We start from the raw sequence: 20,231 nt of genomic DNA on the forward strand, positions 1-20,231 counted from the left end.
TAAGATACTAAGGGCGTCATTTCTGACAGAAAATTAGGGCATCAGGCGAAGAAGCTTTGCTTCTAGGAAGATGCATCTATTTTCCGAAAGAAATAGCCCTTAACAATAGGTTTACCTTTCTATTATACTACCTCTTGCTTAAAAATTCTCGCTTCAGCTACAAGGTTTTCTGCCCAAGCAAATCTCCTATCGTGGTATAATAGAACTTATGGAAAATCGTAATCTAGAGACATTGGCTCAGGAATTGGGCCTAAAAAAACAACAAGTTGAAACAGTTTTGGAATTAACCGCAGAAGGCAATACCATTCCTTTCATTGCCCGTTACCGTAAGGAAAAAACAGGCAATCTGGATGAAACGCAAATCAAGGCCATCATTGATATGGACAAGTCCTTGACTGCTCTTCAAGACCGTAAGGAAACAGTTCTAGCCAAGATTGAGGCTCAGGGCAAATTGACCAATCAACTCAAGGCAGCTATTGAAGCCGCTGAAAAACTGGCAGATGTGGAAGAACTCTACCTTCCCTATAAGGAAAAACGCCGCACCAAGGCGACGGTTGCCCGTGAAGCAGGTCTCTTTCCCTTGGCTCGTCTTATCCTGCAAAATAGTCCAAACCTCAAGTCTGAAGCTGAAAAGCTGACATCTGAAGCCTTTCCAACAGCTGATAAGGCTCTTGCTGGTGCTGTGGATATTTTGGTTGAGGCCTTTTCTGAGGATAACAGTCTTCGTTCTTGGACCTACAACGAAATCTGGAATAACAGTGACATTACGTCGACCCTCAAGGATCAATCTCTGGATGAAAAAGAAACCTTCAAGATTTACTATGATTTTGCGGATAAGGTGTCTAAACTCCAAGGTTACCGTACTCTGGCCCTTAACCGTGGTGAGAAACTAGGCGTTATCAAGGTAAACTTTAAGCATAATATTGAGAAAATGCATCGTTTTTACAGTGCCCGTTTTAAGCAAAAAAATGATTATATCGAGGAAGTTATCAATCAATCTCTCAAGAAGAAAATCATCCCAGCTATGGAGCGTCGTATCCGTAGCGAGTTGACTGAAGCAGCAGAAGATGGAGCCATTAATCTTTTCTCTCAAAATCTTCGCAGCCTTCTCCTAGTATCACCACTTAAAGGTAAGATGGTACTCGGTTTTGACCCAGCCTTTCGTACAGGGGCTAAGTTGGCCGTGGTTGACCAAACTGGTAAGCTCATTACAACGCAAGTTATCTATCCAGTGGCTCCAGCCAGTCAGGCTAAGATTGCCCAAGCTAAGAAAGACTTGGCTGATCTCATTAAGAAGCATGCCATTGAGATTATCGCTATCGGTAATGGAACAGCCAGTCGTGAAAGTGAAGCTTTTGTGGCAGAAGTTCTCAAGGATTTCCCAGAGACTTCATATGTCATTGTCAATGAAAGTGGTGCCTCTGTTTACTCTGCTTCAGAGTTGGCCCGTCATGAGTTCCCAGACTTAACGGTCGAAAAACGCTCTGCTATTTCCATTGCCCGTCGTCTCCAAGACCCATTGGCTGAGTTGGTTAAAATTGACCCTAAATCAATCGGAGTAGGCCAATACCAGCATGATGTTAGCCAGAAGAAACTCTCTGAAAATCTTGATTTCGTCGTCGATACCGTGGTTAACCAGGTTGGTGTTAATGTCAATACGGCAAGTAGTACCCTCTTGTCACACGTGTCAGGACTCAACAAGACCATCTCTGAAAATATCGTCGCCTACCGTGAGGAAAATGGTGAGATTGCATCGCGTGCTGAAATCAAAAAGGTCCCACGTCTTGGTGCCAAGGCCTTCGAACAAGCTGCAGGTTTCCTTCGTATTCCAAATGCCAAGAATATCTTGGATAATACGGGAGTCCACCCAGAGTCCTACCCAGCGGTAAAAGCCCTCTTCAAGCAGTTGGATATCACAGACTTGGACGATTCTGCCAAGGCAAAATTGAAGGCTCTTAATCTTAAAGAAACAGCGGAAGGATTGGGACTTGGACAGGAAACCCTCAAAGATATCATTGCTGACCTTTTGAAACCAGGCCGTGACCTCCGTGACGATTTTGAAGCACCAGTGCTTCGTCAAGATGTTCTTGAACTCAAAGACTTGTCAGTAGGACAAAAACTTGAAGGAACGGTCCGTAACGTTGTGGACTTTGGTGCCTTTGTGGATATCGGTGTCCACGAGGATGGACTTATCCACATCTCAGAGATGAGTAAGAGCTTCGTTAACCACCCAAGTCAGGTCGTATCTGTTGGGGATTTGGTTACCGTGTGGGTATCAAAAGTTGATTTAGAGCATGAAAAACTCAATCTCTCCTTGGTGAATCCACGTGAATCTAACTGATTATGTTAAGACTGTTTCTATAGAAGATTTTGGTTGGGAATTTAAGCATCAAGCCTTGTGGAACAAGCGTCTCCGAACCACTGGAGGTCGGTTCTTTCCCAAGGATGGTCATTTAGATTTTAACCCAAAACTCTATGAGGAACATGGTCTTGAAACCTTTCGAAAAATCGTCCGCCACGAACTCTGTCATTACCACCTTTATTTTCAAGGGAAGGGCTATAAGCATGCGGAGAGAGATTTTAAGGACTTACTAGCCAAGGTTGATGGCCTTAGATACGCTCCAAAGATGCAAGGGCAAGTGGAGAACTATTATCTCTATCAGTGTCAATCCTGTGGTCATACCTACCGTCGAAAACGCCGTGTCAATACACAGAAATTTGGCTGCGGTCTGTGTCGAGGCAAGCTCATTTTTCTAAATCAGTCCTAGGGCTGATTTTTTTAGTTTTAAAAAATCATATAATTAAATCAAAGAAATGATGGGAGAAGAAGACAATGTCAAATCGTTTTTATAAGACACGAAAAAATAGACTCGTCGCCGGTGTTGTTGCAGGTTTGGCAGATAAGTTTGGCTGGGACCTAGCTCTGGCTCGTATCTTGGCTATCATTCTCATGATTTCAACGCAGTTTGGAATCTTCTTATATTTGGTTTTAGCCTTCCTCCTTCCTTACAAAGAAGATATTTATCCCGAAATCAAACTCAAGGATGGACGCAAACGTAAAAACGCTGAACCTGTTGAAGATGAGTGGAATTGGTAAGTAACTGTTAATAGATATTGACCTGTGATTGGCCCTGGTGCTAGTCACAGGTCTTTTTTGCTTTGAGAACCGCATTGAAAACCTTTTTATGATACAATGAAACTAGTAAATAATCGGAGGAAATAATATGACAGTAACCGTTAAAATGTTGGTTGACAGGCTTAAACTCAAGGTTGTCTATGGGAATAAGGATCTTTTGGCAAAAGCGATAACAACGGCTGATATCTCTCGTCCTGGGTTAGAAATGACGGGCTATTTTGACTATTATTCACCTGAACGACTTCAGTTAGTAGGAATGAAGGAGTGGTCCTACCTTAAAACCATGACTGACGATAACCGTTATTCTGTTTTTACTAATATGTTTAAAGCGGAAACTCCAGCTGTTATAGTGGCGCGTGGTCTTGAGGTTCCGGAAGAGATGCTTCGAGCCGCTAAGGAAAATGGCGTAGCCGTTCTTCAAGGCCGTAGCGGAACATCATCACTTTCAGGTGATATGTCTTGGTACCTCAATGCACAGTTGGCGGAACGTACCAGTGTTCACGGTGTTTTGGTTGATATCTACGGCATGGGTGTTCTCATCCAGGGTGACTCTGGTATTGGTAAGAGTGAAACAGGGCTCGAGCTAGTCAAACGTGGTCACCGCCTTGTCGCTGACGACCGTGTGGATGTCTATGCTAAGGATGAGGAAACTCTCTGGGGTGAGCCTGCGGAAATCCTCCGCCATCTTCTTGAGATTCGCGGAGTTGGTATCATTGATGTCATGAGTCTCTACGGAGCTAGTGCTGTCCGTAATTCTTCTCAAGTTCAGTTGGGCATCTATCTTGAAAATTTTGAAGACGGTAAGGTCTTTGATCGTCTTGGAAATGGGAACGAAGAAATTGAATTGCAAGGCGTTAAGATTCCACGTGTCCGCATCCCTGTTAAGACAGGCCGTAACGTATCAGTCGTTATCGAAGCTGCAGCCATGAACTACCGTGCTAAGCAAATGGGATTTGATGCAACCAAAACCTTTGAGGAGCGTTTGACCAACCTCATTAGTAAGAATGGTGAAGACTAATGTTAGCTACTATTGATCCTATTGCTCTAAGACTTGGCCCCATTAGTATTCATTGGTATGCCATCTGTATTGTATCTGGTCTCTTACTTGCTGTTTATCTGGCTCAGCGTTGGGCTCCTGAAAAGGGAATTGACCCTGAAAACATCTTAGATTTTATTCTTCTTGCCTTTCCTATAGCCATTGTTGGTGCTAGGCTCTACTATGTGATTTTCCAGTGGTCTTACTACAGTCAAAATCCTTCAGAAATTTTTGCGATTTGGAATGGTGGGATTGCCATCTATGGTGGCTTGATTGCTGGAGCAGCTGTTCTCTATTGGTTTGCTAAACGTCATGCCATTGCTGTCTTAGATTTTCTAGATATCGCGGCACCTGGCGTTATGATTGCTCAGAGTATCGGTCGCTGGGGAAACTTTATTAACCAGGAGGCCTACGGAAAAGCAGTTAGTCATCTGAATTATGTCCCAGAATTTATTCGTCAGCAGATGTACATTGATGGTAGTTATCGTGTACCGACCTTTCTTTACGAAAGTCTCTGGAACCTATTCGGTTTTATCATCATTCTAGGACTAAGACGCTTTAATAAGAAACTACGCCAAGGAGATGTGACCTCATTTTACCTTATCTGGTATGGTCTTGGACGCTTCGTCATTGAAGGCATGCGTACGGATAGCCTCATGTTTGCTGGCTTGCGTGTCTCTCAATGGGTCAGCATTGCCATCATTATCTTGGGTACTAGCCTCTTATATTTCCGTAAGCAACGTCCAGAGGCAGATTATAAAATGAAATACTAGTCATACCGCTCAGACTTTGTTATAATATAATGAAAATTATCATAACAAAGGTTACTGGAAACTGAAGAATCTATTTCAGTTTTCTTGTAGTAACCTTTTAAAAAGGTCAAAGGAGTCCTAAACTATGGCAGAAATTGCATTTCTTATTATCGCAATCGCACTTGCTGCGTTCCTCATTGCATTAATCCCTACCCTACTTCGTACCCGTCATGTGGTTAAAGAAGTTGAAGAAACAGTTGCTGTGCTTCGTACAGATATCAATGTAACCCTTCATCAAACAAATGAAATCTTGGCTAAGGCAAACGTCTTGGTTGAAGATGTTAATGAAAAAGTTCAAACCATCGATCCTCTCTTTGTAGCAGTAGCTGAGCTTTCAGAAAGTGTCTCTGACTTGAATACTGAAGCCCGTTACCTCGGTGCTAAAGCAAGTGCAGCAGGAGCAAGTGTCGGTAAGGCAGGTTCAGCCTTTGCTATCGGTAAGGTTGCCTCAAAACTTTTTGGTAAAAAAGACAAGAAAAAATAAGGAGATCTTTTCATGAGTAAATTTTTAAATACCCTAATCATTGGTGCAGCTTCTGGAGCTGCAGCAGCATACTTCTTTACAACTGAAAAAGGTAAAGCTGTTAAAGCACGTATTGATGAAGAAATCGCTTCATTCAAAGAAGATCCTAAAGCTTATCAAAATCAAGTGGTGGAAAAAGCTAGCGACTACAAAGATTTGGCAGTCGATACTTTCCAAGACTATAAAACAAAATTTGAAAATGGCGACATCACTGCGGATGATTTGACAAAAGCTGTCCAAGAAAAAACAGCTCAAGTTGCTGACTTTGCAAAAGAGAGCTTTGAACTTATCAAAGAGAAAACTGCTCAAGTAACTCCTGAGCAAGCAGATGTTGAAGCAGAAACAAAAGCTATCGTTGATGATATCGTCATTGATATCAAAGATATCTCTGAAGAAGCAGCAGAAGCAAAATAAAAAGAAAGCCCATGAGGCTTTTTTTAGTACGAAAAAAACGTTGACCAAACAGTCAACGTTTTTGTGCTTTATAATACTCGATTAGGACATAAATGCCTATCTGACCAATGACGCTGATGGTAATTGCCCAGAAGAAGGCCCAGAAGGTAGCCACCTGTGCTACCAAGAAAAGGAAGGCAACTAGGACTGTTGAAACACAGAAGCTTGAGATACGTCCAAAGAAAATCATATCTTGTAGCTTAATACTATTACTATTTAAACCTTGATAATCTTGGTAATTCGTCGTTTGAAGACGCTCAGTCTCGAAATCTTCGATGTGATCAAATTGACGGTGTAAGTTGTCAGCCATGTCTGCCTCCTTTCTATATAAAATATCTAAATCACTTTTTCGTGTAGGTTAAAATACTTAGTCAGTATTTCACTATTTAGAATCTCATTAATAATACCATAAAAAATTTATATTGCAAAGTTTTTTTTGATTTTTGTGAAAATTATAGTATTTAAAAACTAATTTAAAATATTGAGATACATAGTTTTGAACCTAAAAATTCTAAAAAAATCAAATCATTTGTGCTATAATGTGAGTTATGGAAAAAATTGTAATTACAGCGACTGCTGAGAGCTATGAGCAAGCACTTGAGCTCCTAGAACTTGGCGTAGATCGTATTTATATCGGCGAAAAAGCCTTTGGCCTTCGTTTGCCTAAGCCTTTTTCATTCGCAGAAATGCGAAAGATTGCAGAGCTGGTACATGAGTCAGGCAAGGAATTGACTGTTGCCGTTAACGCCCTCATGCACCAAGGTATGATGGATGCTCTTCCAGACTATCTTGATTTTCTTGAAGAAATCAAGGCAGATTATATCACGGTTGGTGATGCAGGAGTTTTCTACATCTGTAACCGTGACAAACGTCCCTTCAAAATGATTTATGATGCTTCAACTATGGTAACCTCTAGCCGTCAGATTAATTTCTGGGGCAAACAAGCGGGAGCTTCTGAAGCTGTTTTGGCTCGTGAAATTCCATCTGCGGAACTTTTCGTCATGGCTGAAAATCTTCAAATTCCAGCTGAGGTTTTGGTTTATGGTGCAAGTATCATTCACCACTCAAAACGTCCGCTTCTTCAAAATTACTACAACTTTATCAAAACGGATGAAGCTGTTACCAAAGAACGTGACCTCTTCCTTTCTGAACCGGGAGATCCAGATTCTCACTACTCAGTTTATGAAGATATGCACGGGACACATATCTTTGCCAACAATGACTTGGATATGATGACTAAACTTTCAGAACTCGTTGAACATGGGTTTGACCACTGGAAGTTGGACGGTGTTTATTGCCCAGGTGAAAACTTTGTAAAAATCACTGAGTATTTTGTGAAGGCTCGTGACCTCATCGAGGCTGGCGAATTTTCACAAGACCAAGCCTTCCTCTTTGATGAGGCTATTCATAAATTACACCCAGCCAACCGTGGTTTGGACACAGGTTTCTACGACTATGAACCTGACCGTGTAAAATAAAAATACTTCCTCCTTCGTTTGTGAGTTTTCCATTTTCAGGGAACGAAGGAGCCTTCTAAAAACTAAAATCGACAATCTTGCAAATTGGAGAAATTATGACTACAACTAAAAAACGCCCAGAGGTACTTGTACCTGCTGGAACTTTGGAAAAATTGAAAGTCGCTGTAAATTACGGCGCAGATGCTGTTTTCGTTGGTGGACAAGCCTATGGTTTGCGTAGCCGTGCCGGAAACTTTACCATGGATGAGCTTCGAGAAGGTATCGAATATGCTCACGCTCGTGGTGTTGATGTGCACGTTGCTTCAAACATGGTTACCCATGAAGGAAATGAAAAAGGTGCTGGTGAGTGGTTCCGTGAATTGCGTGACATGGGACTCGATGCTGTTATCGTATCTGACCCAGCCTTGATTGAAATCTGTTCAACCTATGCTCCAGGACTTAACATCCACTTGTCTACACAAGCATCTGCGACAAACGTTGAAACCTTCCATTTTTGGAAAGAGTATGGTTTGACCCGTGTCGTTTTGGCACGTGAGGTTACCATGGAAGAGTTGGCTGAAATCCGTAAGCGTACGGATCTTGAAATTGAGGCCTTTGTCCATGGCGCTATGTGTATCTCATACTCAGGTCGCTGTACCCTTTCTAACCATATGTCAGACCGTGATGCCAACCGTGGTGGTTGTTCACAGTCTTGTCGTTGGAAATATGACCTTTACGACATGCCATTCGGCCAAGAGCGAAAGAGTATCCACGGTGAAGTTCCTGAAGAATACTCAATGTCAGCCGTTGACATGTGTATGATTGAAAATATCCCTGACCTTATTGATAATGGCGTTGATAGCCTTAAAATCGAAGGTCGTATGAAATCTGTCCACTACGTTTCAACAGTTGCCAACTGTTACAAGGCTGCTTGTGACGCTTACATGGAAAGTGCAGAAGCCTTTTATGCCATCAAAGATGATTTGATTAACGAACTCTGGAAAGTTGCCCAACGTGAATTGGCAACAGGTTTCTACTACAAGACACCAACAGAAAACGAACAACTCTTTGGTGCTCGTCGTAAGATTCCACAATACAAATTCGTTGGTGAAGTCGTAGACTTTGATCCAGCAACTATGACAGCTACGATTCGTCAGCGTAACGTTATCCTCGAAGGTGACCACGTTGAATTCTACGGACCAGGCTTCCGTCATTTTGAGTGTGATATCAAAGACCTTCACGATGCTAATGGTAACAAGATTGACCGTGCACCAAACCCAATGGAACTTCTTACGATTACCGTGCCACAAGAAGTTAAACCTGGTGACATGATTCGTTCAACTAAAGAAGGTTTAATTAACCTCTACCAAAAAGATGGTTCAAGCAAAACTGTTCGTGCCTAATGACAAGTCAAATCAATGGGCTCCTGGTAGATGATCAGAGTAGATGTCAGCACTATCATTCCCCACTAGATATTGTGGCCCTAAAATGCTTTGAGTGCCAGAAGTATTATGCCTGTTATCAGTGTCATGATAGCTTGGAGGATCATAGCTATCGAGCTTATCCTTGTCAATTGAAGCAGGACAAGGTCCTTATCTGTGGCGTTTGTAGGCATGAGATGACAATTGAGGAGTATCAAGATGTAGAAGCTTGTCCCAATTGTCACAGTGCCTTCAACCCAGCTTGTTCAAAGCACTATGATATTTATTTTGAAAAATAAAAAGATTGAAGATTCTGTTCACACGAACAAAGTCTTCAATCTTTTTTAGTTAAAGTAGCTATGATTTTTAAGAGCTTTTAAGACTGGCTTAGTTACCAAAGCGACGATGAGTCCTTTTAAGAGGTCAGGAATAATAAAAGGTGTCAAGCCAACAGCCACAGCCGCAGACCAACCCATCTTTCCAAGAAAGTGCAGGCTGAGGATACCACCGATAAAGACGAGTGCATCACCCAAAACAAAAGCTACAAAGATTTTCCAAATAGGAGTCTCAGCATGCGTCAGTTTTGAAGTGATAAAGGCGAAAAATGGATAAGCCAACAAATAGCCAGCTGAAGGACCAAAGAAGGCTTGGAGTCCACCGCCTCCACCTGCAAAAACTGGAAGACCAATGGCACCTAGAATCAGGTAGAGGGTAGCAGCAAGTGTCGCCTCTCTTGGTTTAAGGATGGCAGCAACAAGTCCGACAGCGAAAGTCTGTAATGTGATTGGGACTGCACCGATAGGAATAACAATTTGAGCCAGTGCGGCAATGATGGCAGCACCAAAAGCTGGAAGAATAAGCGACAATGTACGATTTTGTGTCATTTTTAGTTAACCTTTCCTAAATGAATAGTTAACTTATTATAGCAAGTGATTTTGAAATAGTCAACTTAATAATAAAACGAGGTTAACTGATAAACTTAACCTCGTTGTGATATGATTTTTAGACGTTTGATTTCTTTAAGTTCAATCATGCTGATGATTTTATCTTGCTCGATAAAGATGGCTTGTCGCTCCCTATCATAATGGTTGATGTAGCCCTTATAGGTCTTCTGATTGGATGTCAGCATGACCATTTGATTATGATCAATAGCATGATAGATATCGTTAATAAGTTGATTCTGCATTAGGTGGACAGGTTTGCTGTGACCTGTTTCCACAAACTGATGAAGCTGATGCTTTACGGCTTCTAAAAAGTTTATCATGGTCATTTCCCTCGTTTCTTGATAAAATAATTATAGCATGAAAGGTGAATTTTTGTGGATAACTTCATTCTAAAACAGACAATTTTCACAGAAAAAAACGAATAAAGCTAGTGGAGGTAAGCAAATGGCAGAATTTTCATTTGAAATTGAAGAAAAACTCTTGGTCTTGTCTGAAAATGACAAGGGTTGGACTAAAGAACTCAATCGTGTAAGCTTTAATGGCGCACCGGCTAAGTATGACATCCGTACGTGGAGTCCAGATCATACCAAGATGGGCAAGGGGATTACCCTCAGCAACGAAGAATTCCAAGTTCTCGTTGACGCCTTCAAAAACTAAAACAAGGTCAGCATGGCGCTGGCCTTATTTTTTTGTTTAAAACGTATCAAAGATAAGTTTGAGATTGAGAATGGTTAAGACAATAGCAATGGCATAACCGAGGAAGGTATTCCACTTGGCATTGACGTGTTTTCCCATGAGTGATTTTTTAGAAGTGTAGTAAATCAAAGGGAAAATTGAGAATGGCAAGGCAATTGAAAGGAATACTTGTGAATAAACCAAGAGTTGATCCAGTGTCTTTTCTTGATCGCCGTAGAGAATGGCTACAATGATAACAGGTAGCAAGGCGAAGAGACGTGTGAACAAACGAATTACCCACTGTGGTAACCTCATGTGGAGGAAACCTTCCATGACAATCTGACCAGTTAGGGTACCAGTAATGGTAGAGTTTTGACCACTAGCCAAGAGTGCCAAAGCAAAGAGGGTTGAAAGTGTTGAACTAGCAACCGCACCAGCAATCTTAGAGTCCTGAAGGGCATTGTACATTTGTGAGAAGGCTGAAATATCAGAAGCGTGACCAAAGAAGAGAGCTGCCCCCAAAATCAAGAGGAGGGAGTTAACCACAAAGGCCAAAGTCAACTGAATGTTGGAGTCCCAGGTCATGAAACGGACAGCCTTAGTTACGTCTTTACCATCTGAATAGTCAACCTTACGAGTCTGTGACAAGGATGAGTGCAAGTAGAGGTTATGTGGCATAACGGTTGCACCCACAATTCCAAGTGCCAAAGTCAACTGGTTGGTGTGTCCAGCAGCATGTGGCTCAAAGAGCGCTGGCGTAGGAAGATAACCCTCGAGGATTCCTGTAACACTAGGCTCAGACAAGGCTACCAGATAGACAAAGATAACCAAGATGGTCAAAATCAAGGTTGAAACAATAGCCTCGATTTTCTTGAATCCCAGCTTCATGATGAGTAGGAGTAGGAAGACATCTAGGACTGTCACCAGAATGGCAACCATGATTGGAATACCAAAGAGCAAATTAAGGGCGATGGCAGAACCAAGCACCTCAGCCAAATCCGTCGCCATTAAGGCAAGCTCCAGAATCACCCAAAGCGTGTATCGCAACCATTTGGGCGAGTGGTAGGCAGTCGCTTGAGCTAGGTCCATTTGAGTCACAATCCCTAACTTTCCAGCCATTTGTTGCAACTGCATAGCGATTAATGATGAAATTAAGATGACAAAAAGAAGACTATACTTGTAGGTCGCCCCACCGACGACACTGGTAATCCAGTTCCCTGGATCCATGTAACCAACGGCCACAAGAGCTCCAGGTCCCAAGAAAGCCTTAAGATTTTGCCAAAAACGATTATTATTTGGTGTATCTATTGATTGGTTTACCTCTGAAAGGGAAACCTTTTTTGAAGATGTCATAAACACCTCTTTCTAAGTCATATCTGCCTAAAAGTTGCATTATTTCTAGACAGACCGACAATTTTATTATAACACTATGAGGAAGATGTGCAAGGTTTTGAAAGGTATTGACTCATCCTTCATTGATGTCATAGACGACTTTTCAGAATTGACTTTTTATATTAAACTATAAGAGTAGATGATTTCATAGATGAGGGAGAAAAATAATTGAAAACATTTCAACTAACAGCTAAGAAAAAGATTACCCTGGCACTCTTGGTCGTCATCGCGCTTGCTTTGGTTATCTTTATTGTTAACGTGCAGATGAATCAGCCAGATAACCTACCTGCCAACTACATGGAGCGCCTTAAAAATCCTGGAATGACGGGAGATTACATCGGCCTTTGGAAGTCTCGCTGGCATGAAGAAAACAAAGCCTGGCTTTATCCTGCGAAACAATACGCTACCTATACAGTAGTAGCTTTAGCTTGTCTATCAGCTTGGGTCACAGCTTCAAAAGCAAAATTTTGGAAATAAGAAAATGCTTCTCTCGAGATGAGAGAAGCGTTTTTTCATAACAAATTAATGTTTGCTTGTCATGATAGCTTTTTGATAGAATACTATTTGGAGGAATGTTACATGTCTAAAAAAATCATTAATGTTGTGGCAGCAGCTATCGAAAAAGATGGAAAATTCTTCTGTGCCCAACGACCAGAAGGAAAAAGTTTAGGAGGATACTGGGAATTTCCTGGTGGTAAGTTGGAAGAAGGAGAATCACCTGAAGAAGCATTAATTCGAGAGATTCATGAAGAATTAAATTCTCAGATTGAGATTATTTCGTTTGTTAATGAAGCTTCTTATGATTATGATTTTGGAACAGTTGTTATGAAAACCTTTCATGCAAAACTCGTTTCTGGAAATCTAGATTTGTTAGAACATCAGGATTCAGCTTGGTTAGAGCCAAGTCGCTTGAAAACTTTGAATTGGGCACCTGTAGATAGACCAGCTGTAGAATTGTTAGCAAAATAAGAGCATCACTTTTGTGGTGCTCTTATTTATTAGTTATGTAACGGTAAAGAGTGTCAGGTACAGGATTATCTAGTTTAAAATTCATAGTAACAATACTTTCATTACCACTTTCCAGTGGGCGTACTAATTCTTCAACAGTAGATGGTACGATGGTCAAGTCACCTAAATAGTAAAAATCTCCACCTTCAGCATCATCTTTAATGATAAATAATTTTAGATCTAATCCATTTTCAGGGGAATTGATAATTGTTTTTACATCTGGTGACTCAAGTGTACGCTTGTTTTTAGAAAACCATTTTAGAGTAGTTTCATTTAATAACTCATCTTCGTATTTGATAGTATCACTGATTTCATCATCTTTATGATAGGTGATGAAGATTGGACAAGTGTTTGTATTCTTGTCTATTTTATAGCCACCGATATTAAGTGGAGGTTCATCTTTAGACCAGTTAAGAAGTTTACAGACATCACGACGAGAATATTTTTGACCGATTGTAAATATTTCAGGATAATCATTCGTTTTGTAGAGTCCAGCCTCAATAACATCATTAAAAAGCAAGGCAAAATCAGAGTTCTTGAAACAATCTAGGACTTCAGGATTGAGCTTATAAACATTATTTTCTAGAGTGACCAGAGGTTCAGTACCGAATTTTTTTACCTCTTGAGATTTAAGAAATTGAAGACTTAATACATTTTCAACAGAGGAAATGATTGAGTCTTTAGTAGATAATTGTTCAGTTTTCAGAATCTCAATAAATTTATCTTTCGAGACTTCCCCCTTTTTGATAAGTTCCTGAAGTAGAAGCAGCTCATATTTTCGTTTACCAGGAAGAAGTTCAAATGTGATAAAACTCAACCAGTTACTCTCAGTGTCAGTGAGTTCTATTGACTTGTTTGAAAATTTGTTAATAACATCTGAATAGTTTTTGAAGCTATTATTGTTAAAAAATACTATTGGATCAATATTATCAAAGGTTAAATGATCGATTAGCATAGGCGTTCTACCAAGTTTATTTTCAAGATCTGTATAAGCATCCTTGAGAATTTTCATGTTAGAAAGAACCGTGTTTGTAATCGATTTGAAGATTTGTTCTTTGGCAACTTCCTCAAAGTTCACGGTTGTTAAACCACTCAAGATATTTGGTTCACGCAGTTCACGACGGTAATTATCTTTATTCATAGATTTATCACCGAATAATGCAATTGGAATCAGATAGTTATTTTTGTAATTACCAATAAAATCAATAATAGTAACGTAATCCTTGCTTTTGTGCTTACGAAGTCCGCGACCAAGCTGTTGAACAAAAATAATACTTGATTGCGTGTTACGCAACATAACTACCTGGTTTACGGATGGTATGTCTATTCCCTCATTAAAAATATCAACGGTTAAGATATATTCTAGCTCTCCATCTTCTAATTGCTTAACAACCTTTTCACGATAGTTGATATCGTCATCACCAGTCAATGCGATGGTACGTTTCCCATGTTGGTTAAGTTTTATTGATAACTCTCTGGCTTCTGATTTTGATGAGCAAAAGATAAGTCCACGAACTTGATTATTACAAACACCATAGAAATCAATTTTATTTAGAATATGTTTGACACGCTCATCTGATGTAAGGTTTGTGATGTTTGATTTTTCGTCAATAAGTTTCCCATTAATTTCAATGTCTTTAACACCAAAATAAACGAATGGACAGAGCATGTCATTTTCTAATGCATCTTGTAGGCGAATCTCATAGGCAATATTATAGTCAAAAATCTCGTAGATATTTTGGCCATCAGTACGATCAGGAGTTGCTGTCATACCTAGATAAAAATTCGGTGTAAAATGGTCCATAACTTTTTTGTATGAATCAGCCCCAGCCTTATGCACTTCGTCAATGAGAATATAGTCGAAGAAGTCTTTTGAAAATGCTTTTAAGTTCTCCTCGCGTGACAATGTTTGAATAGTCGCGAAGATATATTTTTTACCAGTTAAATCGTCACCTGAGTGATAAATATGTCCTTCAGAGGGATTAAAGCCCAGAACTTTTTGAAAATCTATTAAAGATTTTTTGAGAATCTGTTCACGATGGACGATAAATAACATGCGTTCAGGATTATATTGTTTAACGTCAAAGGCAGATAAAAATGTCTTACCAGTACCTGTGGCACTGATAACGAGTGCCCTATCTTTTCCCTGTTCCCGAATATTTCTAAGTCCTTCTAGTGCAGCTTCTTGCATTTTATTAGGAACAATTTTTTCAGCCGAATAAGGGAGTTTCTCTTCATCATTAATCTTTGTGAGACTAATAACCTTCTTTCTCTTTTGAGCATAGGTATCAATTATTTCGGGTGTTAATAACTCTGATTGTTCCCAAATACGGTCAAATTCTGATTTGGTATTTTGAATGAATTCCCCGTTATGAGTAGAGGTTAGTTTGATATTCCATTCATAATTGATTTTTAAAGCCGTATGAGTAAGGTTGGAACTACCTGAAATCAATACCTGTTTACCAGTATGTTCGAAAAGATAGAATTTGGCGTGCATCTGCATCTTTTCAGGCGTTAAACGAACTTCAACATTTTTAAGTTTTAGTAGCTCACGCATTGCATCAGGGTCGTTGAAATCTAGATAAGGAGAAATCAAGATTTTTCCTGGCACTTTCTTATCCATTAGATCTGATAACTGAGACTTAATCATGGCAATTCCATTTTTAGTGACAAAGGCAACAGAAAAGTAGAAAGCAGTACACTTACTCAATTCTTCCTGTAGGTCTGTCAAGATGTAGCGCTTTTCATCACTATTATTCACAAGAATTTGGGGAGAATAACCACCTTCTTGATATTTAATGTTATCAACAAAACCAAACTTTAGTGATTTTATCAAAGTGTCTTGAAATAAATTAATTCCCTCTGGCATTGTATAAGCCCTTTCTAAGAATACAAATTACTATCATTATATCAAAAATTAGCTTCTAAATAATTTGTTCAATTAGAAGCTTGCTGACTTACGTGGGTGAAGTAATTCATTATGTAATACTAAGTTATAAAAGCACATCATTTTTGTGATTGAAGAGGGCACTTATCGAGCTTTTCCGATGTGAAAAACATCTGAAATAATGTTTTGCTGCTTCAAGAGCAAAATTTTGGAAATAAGAAAATGCTTCTCTCGAGATGAGAGAAGCGTTTTTCATATTAATTGATGTGAGTTTTATATTGACTGAATATCTCGTCGATATCATCTTCAACCAAGTGATAGATTTTCCAGTCAAATTCAGTTCTAGCAACATCATCAACCAAGACTGTATAACAAAAATCCATATAATCTTCATAAAAATCAGAGATGAAGGGGAGGAGTGTGTCACTAATATCAGATGAATAGAGTTTTTCATCAAGATGTTTAAAGAGATAGTCTGTACCCGTAATCGTTTCATTCTTGAGTTTTTGTGCATCCTCAAGGTTAAATCCATCGCTTTGGGGATTCAGAAAATCATGTTTTGCTAGCCAGGCTACGAAGACACTGAGATGAAAGGCAGCTCTTTTGCTAATCTTTAGCATATCTGATTTGCTTAGTTTTTCTGAAGTAATATCATTTTCTTCACAATAGAATACAAGTGCATGATCGAAAAAATAATCTGTGCGGTCTATGGGAAAGTCTAATTGACTTTCTTCTCTCTTTGTCTCAGGCTGTTCAACTACAGTTGATTTTTTCTTAAAAAGGGACTTCAGTTTTCTAAACATCTTTATACCTCGTATAAAAATATCCCATTATTTGAATAATGGGATATTTTTATTATTTCATCGTTGGGAACAACAAGACATCACGGATAGTTGTTGTATCAGTGAGGAGCATGCAGAGGCGGTCGATACCGATTCCGAGTCCACCTGTTGGTGGCATACCGTATTCGAGGGCTTCAACGTAGTCGTAGTCGATGCCTGTTGCTTCGTCATCACCGAGTTCTTTAGCAGCAGCTTGTGCTTCGAAACGTGACAATTGATCGATTGGGTCGTTCAATTCGGTGAAGGCATTTCCGTACTCTTTTGTCATGATGAAGAGTTCGAAACGGTCAGTGAAGCGTGGGTCTTCTGGATTTTTCTTAGCCAATGGAGACACAGCAACTGGGTGACCGTAAACGAATGTTGGTTGAATCAATGTTTCTTCAACGAATTCTTCGAAGAAGGCGTTGATGATGTGACCAACTTCAGTGTAGTGTTTTTCAACTGGAACATTCTTTTCAGCAGCGATAGCTTTGGCTTCATCCAAAGTCATGTCTTGCCAGAAGTCGACACCAGTAATTTCCTTGATAGCGTCAACCATGTGGATGCGTTTGAATGGTTCGTTGATCTTGATTTCAGTTCCTTGGTAGTTGATAGGTCCGTCACCTTTAACAGCTTTAGCAGCGTGTTGGATGATACCTTCAGTCAAGTTCATGATATCGTGGAAGTCAGCGTAAGCTTGGTAAACTTCGATAGATGTGAACTCAGGGTTGTGAGTGGCATCCATACCTTCGTTACGGAAGATACGTCCGATTTCGTAAACGCGTTCCATACCACCAACGATGAGACGTTTGAGGTGGAGCTCAGTCGCGATACGTAGCACCATGTCAATGTTTTGTGCATTGTGGTGAGTGATGAAAGGTTTAGCAGCAGCACCACCAGCTTCGTTGTGAAGAACAGGTGTTTCTACTTCAAGGAAACCTTGAGCATCGAGGTAGCGACGGATTTCAGAAATGATTTTTGAACGTGTGACAAAGCGGTCAAAGCTTTCACGGTTAGAAATCAAATCGAGGTAACGTTTACGGTAGATTGTTTCAACGTCTGAAAGTCCGTGGAATTTCTCAGGCAATGGACGAAGGGCTTTAGACAAGTGTGTGATATGAGTAGCTTTAATAGAAAGTTCTCCCATATCTGTACGCATAACTTCACCTTCGACACCGAGGAAGTCACCAAGGTCAGCTTTCTTGAAGATTTCGTAGTTTTCTTCACCGACAGCATCTTTACGCACGTAGATTTGGATTTGACCATCGCGGTCTTGGATGTGGGCGAAGCCAACTTTACCTTTACCACGTTTAGTCATCAAACGACCTGCGATAGTAGCAGTTTCGTTGATTTCGTGCAATTCTTCTTTTGTTTTGTCAGCGTATTTTTCTTTTAATTGACCAGATGTAGCTGTGCGTTCGAATCGCTTACCAAAAGGATCGATTCCTTGTTCAGCCAAGGCCGTCATTTTTTCACGACGGACAATCTGTTGATCGTTCAATTCTTCCATGTGTTGATTTGACATGTTAGTCCTCCATAAAATAGTCGTAATTATTGTATCATAAATCACCTTCTAAAGATAGGACAAATGATTAAATGTCAGATAAATAAAGCTAGGATTTGTCTATTTTTAGGACAAATCGCTAACTAGCATTAACCTTTGATTAGAAAGTTATAGAATTTATTGACAAATATAATAAAAAGGGTGTACAATAGCAAAGTAAGTTTCGTATGATATAAGGAGGAAATACGATGAAAAAGAAAAATTATGTTAGTAAAGCCGTGATGCTTGGCGCTTTACTAGCACCTATTGGGATGCCTACGGTATCTGTGTTAGCAGATAGCTTTTATCAAAATCAAACGAGTGCTCACGCTGCTGATATTACAAACTGGATTGCCAGCACACCTGAACAGATTACAAATAATTTGACAACTCAGAACATCAATCCACAGCAGTTAGATGGCCAACAATACGTGATTCAATGGGGAGATACCTTGTGGGGAATCTCTCAAGCGACTGGGATTTCTATTGAAAAGTTAGCCTACGATAATAATATTCAGAATATTGACCTTATCTTTGCAGGTGACGTCCTCATCTTGAAACGTGATGGTGATGTCCCAGCAGGTTACCACGTGACTGGTAATGGTTACCGTTGTGCACATTCTAAGATTGTTATCAACAACTACTACGGTGATAACAACCGAGTGATTATCAATAACAGCACTTTTGTCTCTGATGACCATTCTAAGAATACAGTGATTTACGCTCCAGATAATTCTGACAATAGCGTTTCATTCTCAAATAACACAACTAACAATAATAACGATAAAGACAAAGATACTAAAGATTCTAAAGATGGCAAGGAATCATCTTCAACATCATCAGAATCTAAAGATGCTTCATCAAGTTCAACAAGTGGATCTTCATCTTCTACTTCTGCATCAAGCTCAACAGCAAGCAGTAGTGAAAGCAAAGCAAGTACAGAAAGTTCTAAGGAAAAAGAATTGACTGATGATGCTTTCCAAGACAAGGTTCAAAGTGAATTTGAGCAAGTTTATCAACAAAAACGCTCAGGTAGTCCTGCATGGACATTCTTCTCACATGAAGGTGATAAGACTGGTGCAAATGCTACAGCTAAGAAGGACACTGAAAGCAAAGCCCTTTACCTTGAAGGTGAAACGCCAAAAGCTAAAGATATTGTTGATGGACCTAAAGATGGTGCCAAAACGGAAGCTAATGCGAAAGCTCTCGCTGAAAAGATTTACGACACCCTTAGCAACGGAGGTAAGCTGTCAGATCTTATTAAGGCAAAATATGCTCAAATTCAGGTAAGTTATAAGGGTGATAAGTGGGCTTTCAACGTTGATGTTTATAAAGAAAAAGAAAGTTCATCATCAAGCACTGAAAAATCATCAGAATCTAAGGCGTCATCAAGTGATGATTCTCAAACAGAAACACGCATGAGTTCAAGCTCATCAAGTGTTGAACGTTCATCATCAAGTTCTTCAAGTCACACTGAAACAGACTCAGAGGCAACTTTCTCTGACCTAACTGGTGACGAATAGAGAGGGGCAGCACATGTCAAAGAGAAATATCATTATTAGTGTCGTTCTCGCCTGTCTCTTGGTTACGGGAGCTGGATTTGGTGCTTTCTATTACTGGGGAACACACCATTTGGATAGTGTTGTACCTGGTAAGGTTTACCAATACTCAAGTACTCTAAACGGTGAGGTCAATAATCGTGTCATGTATGTAGCCTTCCAAGAAGGTGGTAACAAGGCACTAGTGAGTCAAGATCGTACGACAGTGGTTAATGCCGCTAAGAGTCAGACTGATTTTGACAAGGCCTATAATGACCAAACAGCTAAGTGGGAATACAGTGTGACAAAGACAACATTGACTCTTGGTAAAAAAGAGGACGATCAATTATCACAATGGCAGTACAACAAGGTCTTTGCTTATGGTGACCACTTTACATCAAAAGATTTCTATTACCAGATTGCCAAGGGTGGTCAGGGTGAAGTCAAACAAAAAATGACCTTCAAAGAAATTAAATAAGTGTCTGAATATGACAAGATGCTTTAGGTTTGGGACAAATTGTTCCAAACCTTTTTCCATCTTTAAAACACGAATAATCTTTCCTTAAGTGGGGTCAAAAATTGAAA

General features: G+C 39.9%; 22 protein-coding genes. 15 read left to right on the forward strand and 7 right to left on the reverse strand.

Features of this window, described 5'->3' with window-relative positions; all coding sequences use genetic code 11:
• The first annotated feature begins 208 nt into the window (after positions 1–208).
• The 7 genes from A6J31_RS02700 to A6J31_RS02730 all read left to right on the forward strand — a co-directional run bounded on the left by A6J31_RS02700 (position 209) and on the right by A6J31_RS02730 (position 5,921).
• Positions 209–2,341, forward strand: a complete 2,133-nt coding sequence (locus A6J31_RS02700; RefSeq protein ID WP_080610389.1) for a Tex family protein — start codon at positions 209–211, stop codon at positions 2,339–2,341.
• The gene (locus A6J31_RS02705; protein ID WP_070655183.1) at positions 2,328–2,768 is read left to right on the forward strand and encodes a SprT family protein; all 441 of its coding nucleotides are present in this window, start codon (positions 2,328–2,330) and stop codon (positions 2,766–2,768) included. Before A6J31_RS02700 ends, A6J31_RS02705 begins: the two co-directional genes overlap by 14 nt.
• Before the next feature lie 65 nt (positions 2,769–2,833).
• Positions 2,834–3,097 carry a PspC domain-containing protein gene (locus A6J31_RS02710; RefSeq protein WP_070655185.1) on the forward strand — a complete coding sequence of 88 codons (264 nt, stop codon included), beginning with the start codon at positions 2,834–2,836 and terminating at the stop codon, positions 3,095–3,097.
• A 127-nt stretch (positions 3,098–3,224) separates the two neighbouring features.
• Complete coding sequence (hprK, locus tag A6J31_RS02715; RefSeq protein WP_070655187.1) at positions 3,225–4,154, forward strand: HPr(Ser) kinase/phosphatase; 930 nt, start codon at positions 3,225–3,227, stop codon at positions 4,152–4,154.
• Complete coding sequence (gene lgt, locus A6J31_RS02720) at positions 4,154–4,945, forward strand: prolipoprotein diacylglyceryl transferase (protein ID WP_080610390.1); 792 nt, start codon at positions 4,154–4,156, stop codon at positions 4,943–4,945. Before hprK ends, lgt begins: the two co-directional genes overlap by 1 nt.
• Positions 4,946–5,069: 124 nt before the next feature.
• Positions 5,070–5,468, forward strand: coding sequence for a DUF948 domain-containing protein (locus tag A6J31_RS02725; RefSeq protein ID WP_002885965.1), 399 nt, complete (start codon positions 5,070–5,072; stop codon positions 5,466–5,468).
• A gap of 12 nt (positions 5,469–5,480) precedes the next feature.
• Entirely contained in the window at positions 5,481–5,921 is a 441-nt protein-coding gene (locus A6J31_RS02730; RefSeq protein WP_002885903.1) for a YtxH domain-containing protein, read from the forward strand.
• A 52-nt stretch (positions 5,922–5,973) separates the two neighbouring features.
• Here the strand turns inward: A6J31_RS02730 and A6J31_RS02735 are convergent, their stop codons facing one another.
• Entirely contained in the window at positions 5,974–6,270 is a 297-nt protein-coding gene (locus tag A6J31_RS02735) for a DUF3270 domain-containing protein (protein ID WP_060971548.1), read from the reverse strand.
• Positions 6,271–6,508: 238 nt separating this feature from the next.
• Between A6J31_RS02735 and A6J31_RS02740 the strand changes: the two genes are divergently transcribed.
• The 3 genes from A6J31_RS02740 (at position 6,509) to A6J31_RS02750 (ending at position 9,137) form a co-directional block, all read left to right on the forward strand.
• Positions 6,509–7,438: a peptidase U32 family protein gene (locus tag A6J31_RS02740; protein ID WP_080610391.1), complete on the forward strand. Its 930-nt coding sequence runs from the start codon at positions 6,509–6,511 to the stop codon at positions 7,436–7,438.
• A gap of 95 nt (positions 7,439–7,533) precedes the next feature.
• Positions 7,534–8,820, forward strand: coding sequence for a peptidase U32 family protein (locus tag A6J31_RS02745; RefSeq protein ID WP_021144422.1), 1,287 nt, complete (start codon positions 7,534–7,536; stop codon positions 8,818–8,820).
• Complete coding sequence (locus A6J31_RS02750) at positions 8,820–9,137, forward strand: CHY zinc finger protein (RefSeq protein ID WP_080610392.1); 318 nt, start codon at positions 8,820–8,822, stop codon at positions 9,135–9,137. The genes A6J31_RS02745 and A6J31_RS02750 overlap by 1 nt, the downstream gene beginning before the upstream one ends.
• Positions 9,138–9,182: 45 nt before the next feature.
• Here the strand turns inward: A6J31_RS02750 and A6J31_RS02755 are convergent, their stop codons facing one another.
• Positions 9,183–9,722 carry a biotin transporter BioY gene (locus A6J31_RS02755; RefSeq protein ID WP_080610393.1) on the reverse strand — a complete coding sequence of 180 codons (540 nt, stop codon included), beginning with the start codon at positions 9,720–9,722 and terminating at the stop codon, positions 9,183–9,185.
• Positions 9,723–9,817: 95 nt separating this feature from the next.
• The gene (locus tag A6J31_RS02760; protein WP_080610394.1) at positions 9,818–10,102 is read right to left on the reverse strand and encodes a hypothetical protein; all 285 of its coding nucleotides are present in this window, start codon (positions 10,100–10,102) and stop codon (positions 9,818–9,820) included.
• A 124-nt stretch (positions 10,103–10,226) separates the two neighbouring features.
• Between A6J31_RS02760 and A6J31_RS02765 the strand changes: the two genes are divergently transcribed.
• The gene (locus tag A6J31_RS02765) at positions 10,227–10,439 is read left to right on the forward strand and encodes a YdbC family protein (protein WP_002886106.1); all 213 of its coding nucleotides are present in this window, start codon (positions 10,227–10,229) and stop codon (positions 10,437–10,439) included.
• Between the two features lie 36 nt (positions 10,440–10,475).
• Here the strand turns inward: A6J31_RS02765 and A6J31_RS02770 are convergent, their stop codons facing one another.
• Positions 10,476–11,810 (reverse strand): Nramp family divalent metal transporter, encoded by a 1,335-nt coding sequence (locus A6J31_RS02770; protein ID WP_073689480.1) that lies wholly within the window; start codon positions 11,808–11,810, stop codon positions 10,476–10,478.
• Between the two features lie 207 nt (positions 11,811–12,017).
• Between A6J31_RS02770 and A6J31_RS02775 the strand changes: the two genes are divergently transcribed.
• The gene (locus tag A6J31_RS02775) at positions 12,018–12,326 is read left to right on the forward strand and encodes a hypothetical protein (RefSeq protein ID WP_080610395.1); all 309 of its coding nucleotides are present in this window, start codon (positions 12,018–12,020) and stop codon (positions 12,324–12,326) included.
• 102 nt (positions 12,327–12,428) lie between these two features.
• A complete protein-coding gene (locus tag A6J31_RS02780) occupies positions 12,429–12,818 on the forward strand; it encodes a (deoxy)nucleoside triphosphate pyrophosphohydrolase (RefSeq protein WP_080610396.1) in 390 nt (129 codons plus the stop codon).
• 22 nt (positions 12,819–12,840) lie between these two features.
• Here the strand turns inward: A6J31_RS02780 and A6J31_RS02785 are convergent, their stop codons facing one another.
• The 3 genes from A6J31_RS02785 to lysS form a co-directional block, all read right to left on the reverse strand.
• Positions 12,841–15,726, reverse strand: coding sequence for a DUF3427 domain-containing protein (locus A6J31_RS02785; protein WP_080610397.1), 2,886 nt, complete (start codon positions 15,724–15,726; stop codon positions 12,841–12,843).
• A 275-nt stretch (positions 15,727–16,001) separates the two neighbouring features.
• On the reverse strand, positions 16,002–16,547 hold the full coding sequence (locus A6J31_RS02790) for a hypothetical protein (protein WP_070839874.1): 546 nt from the start codon (positions 16,545–16,547) through the stop codon (positions 16,002–16,004).
• A gap of 52 nt (positions 16,548–16,599) precedes the next feature.
• On the reverse strand, positions 16,600–18,090 hold the full coding sequence (gene lysS, locus A6J31_RS02795; RefSeq protein WP_070839877.1) for a lysine--tRNA ligase: 1,491 nt from the start codon (positions 18,088–18,090) through the stop codon (positions 16,600–16,602).
• 227 nt (positions 18,091–18,317) lie between these two features.
• On the opposite strand from lysS, the gene A6J31_RS02800 reads away from it, so the two are divergent.
• Positions 18,318–19,631: a LysM peptidoglycan-binding domain-containing protein gene (locus tag A6J31_RS02800; RefSeq protein WP_002890588.1), complete on the forward strand. Its 1,314-nt coding sequence runs from the start codon at positions 18,318–18,320 to the stop codon at positions 19,629–19,631.
• Positions 19,632–19,644: 13 nt separating this feature from the next.
• Positions 19,645–20,124 carry a hypothetical protein gene (locus A6J31_RS02805; RefSeq protein ID WP_002885961.1) on the forward strand — a complete coding sequence of 160 codons (480 nt, stop codon included), beginning with the start codon at positions 19,645–19,647 and terminating at the stop codon, positions 20,122–20,124.
• Positions 20,125–20,231 lie beyond the last annotated feature (107 nt).

This window comes from Streptococcus sp. FDAARGOS_192 (genome assembly GCF_002073815.2).
GTDB classification, from domain to species: domain Bacteria; phylum Bacillota; class Bacilli; order Lactobacillales; family Streptococcaceae; genus Streptococcus; species Streptococcus salivarius_H.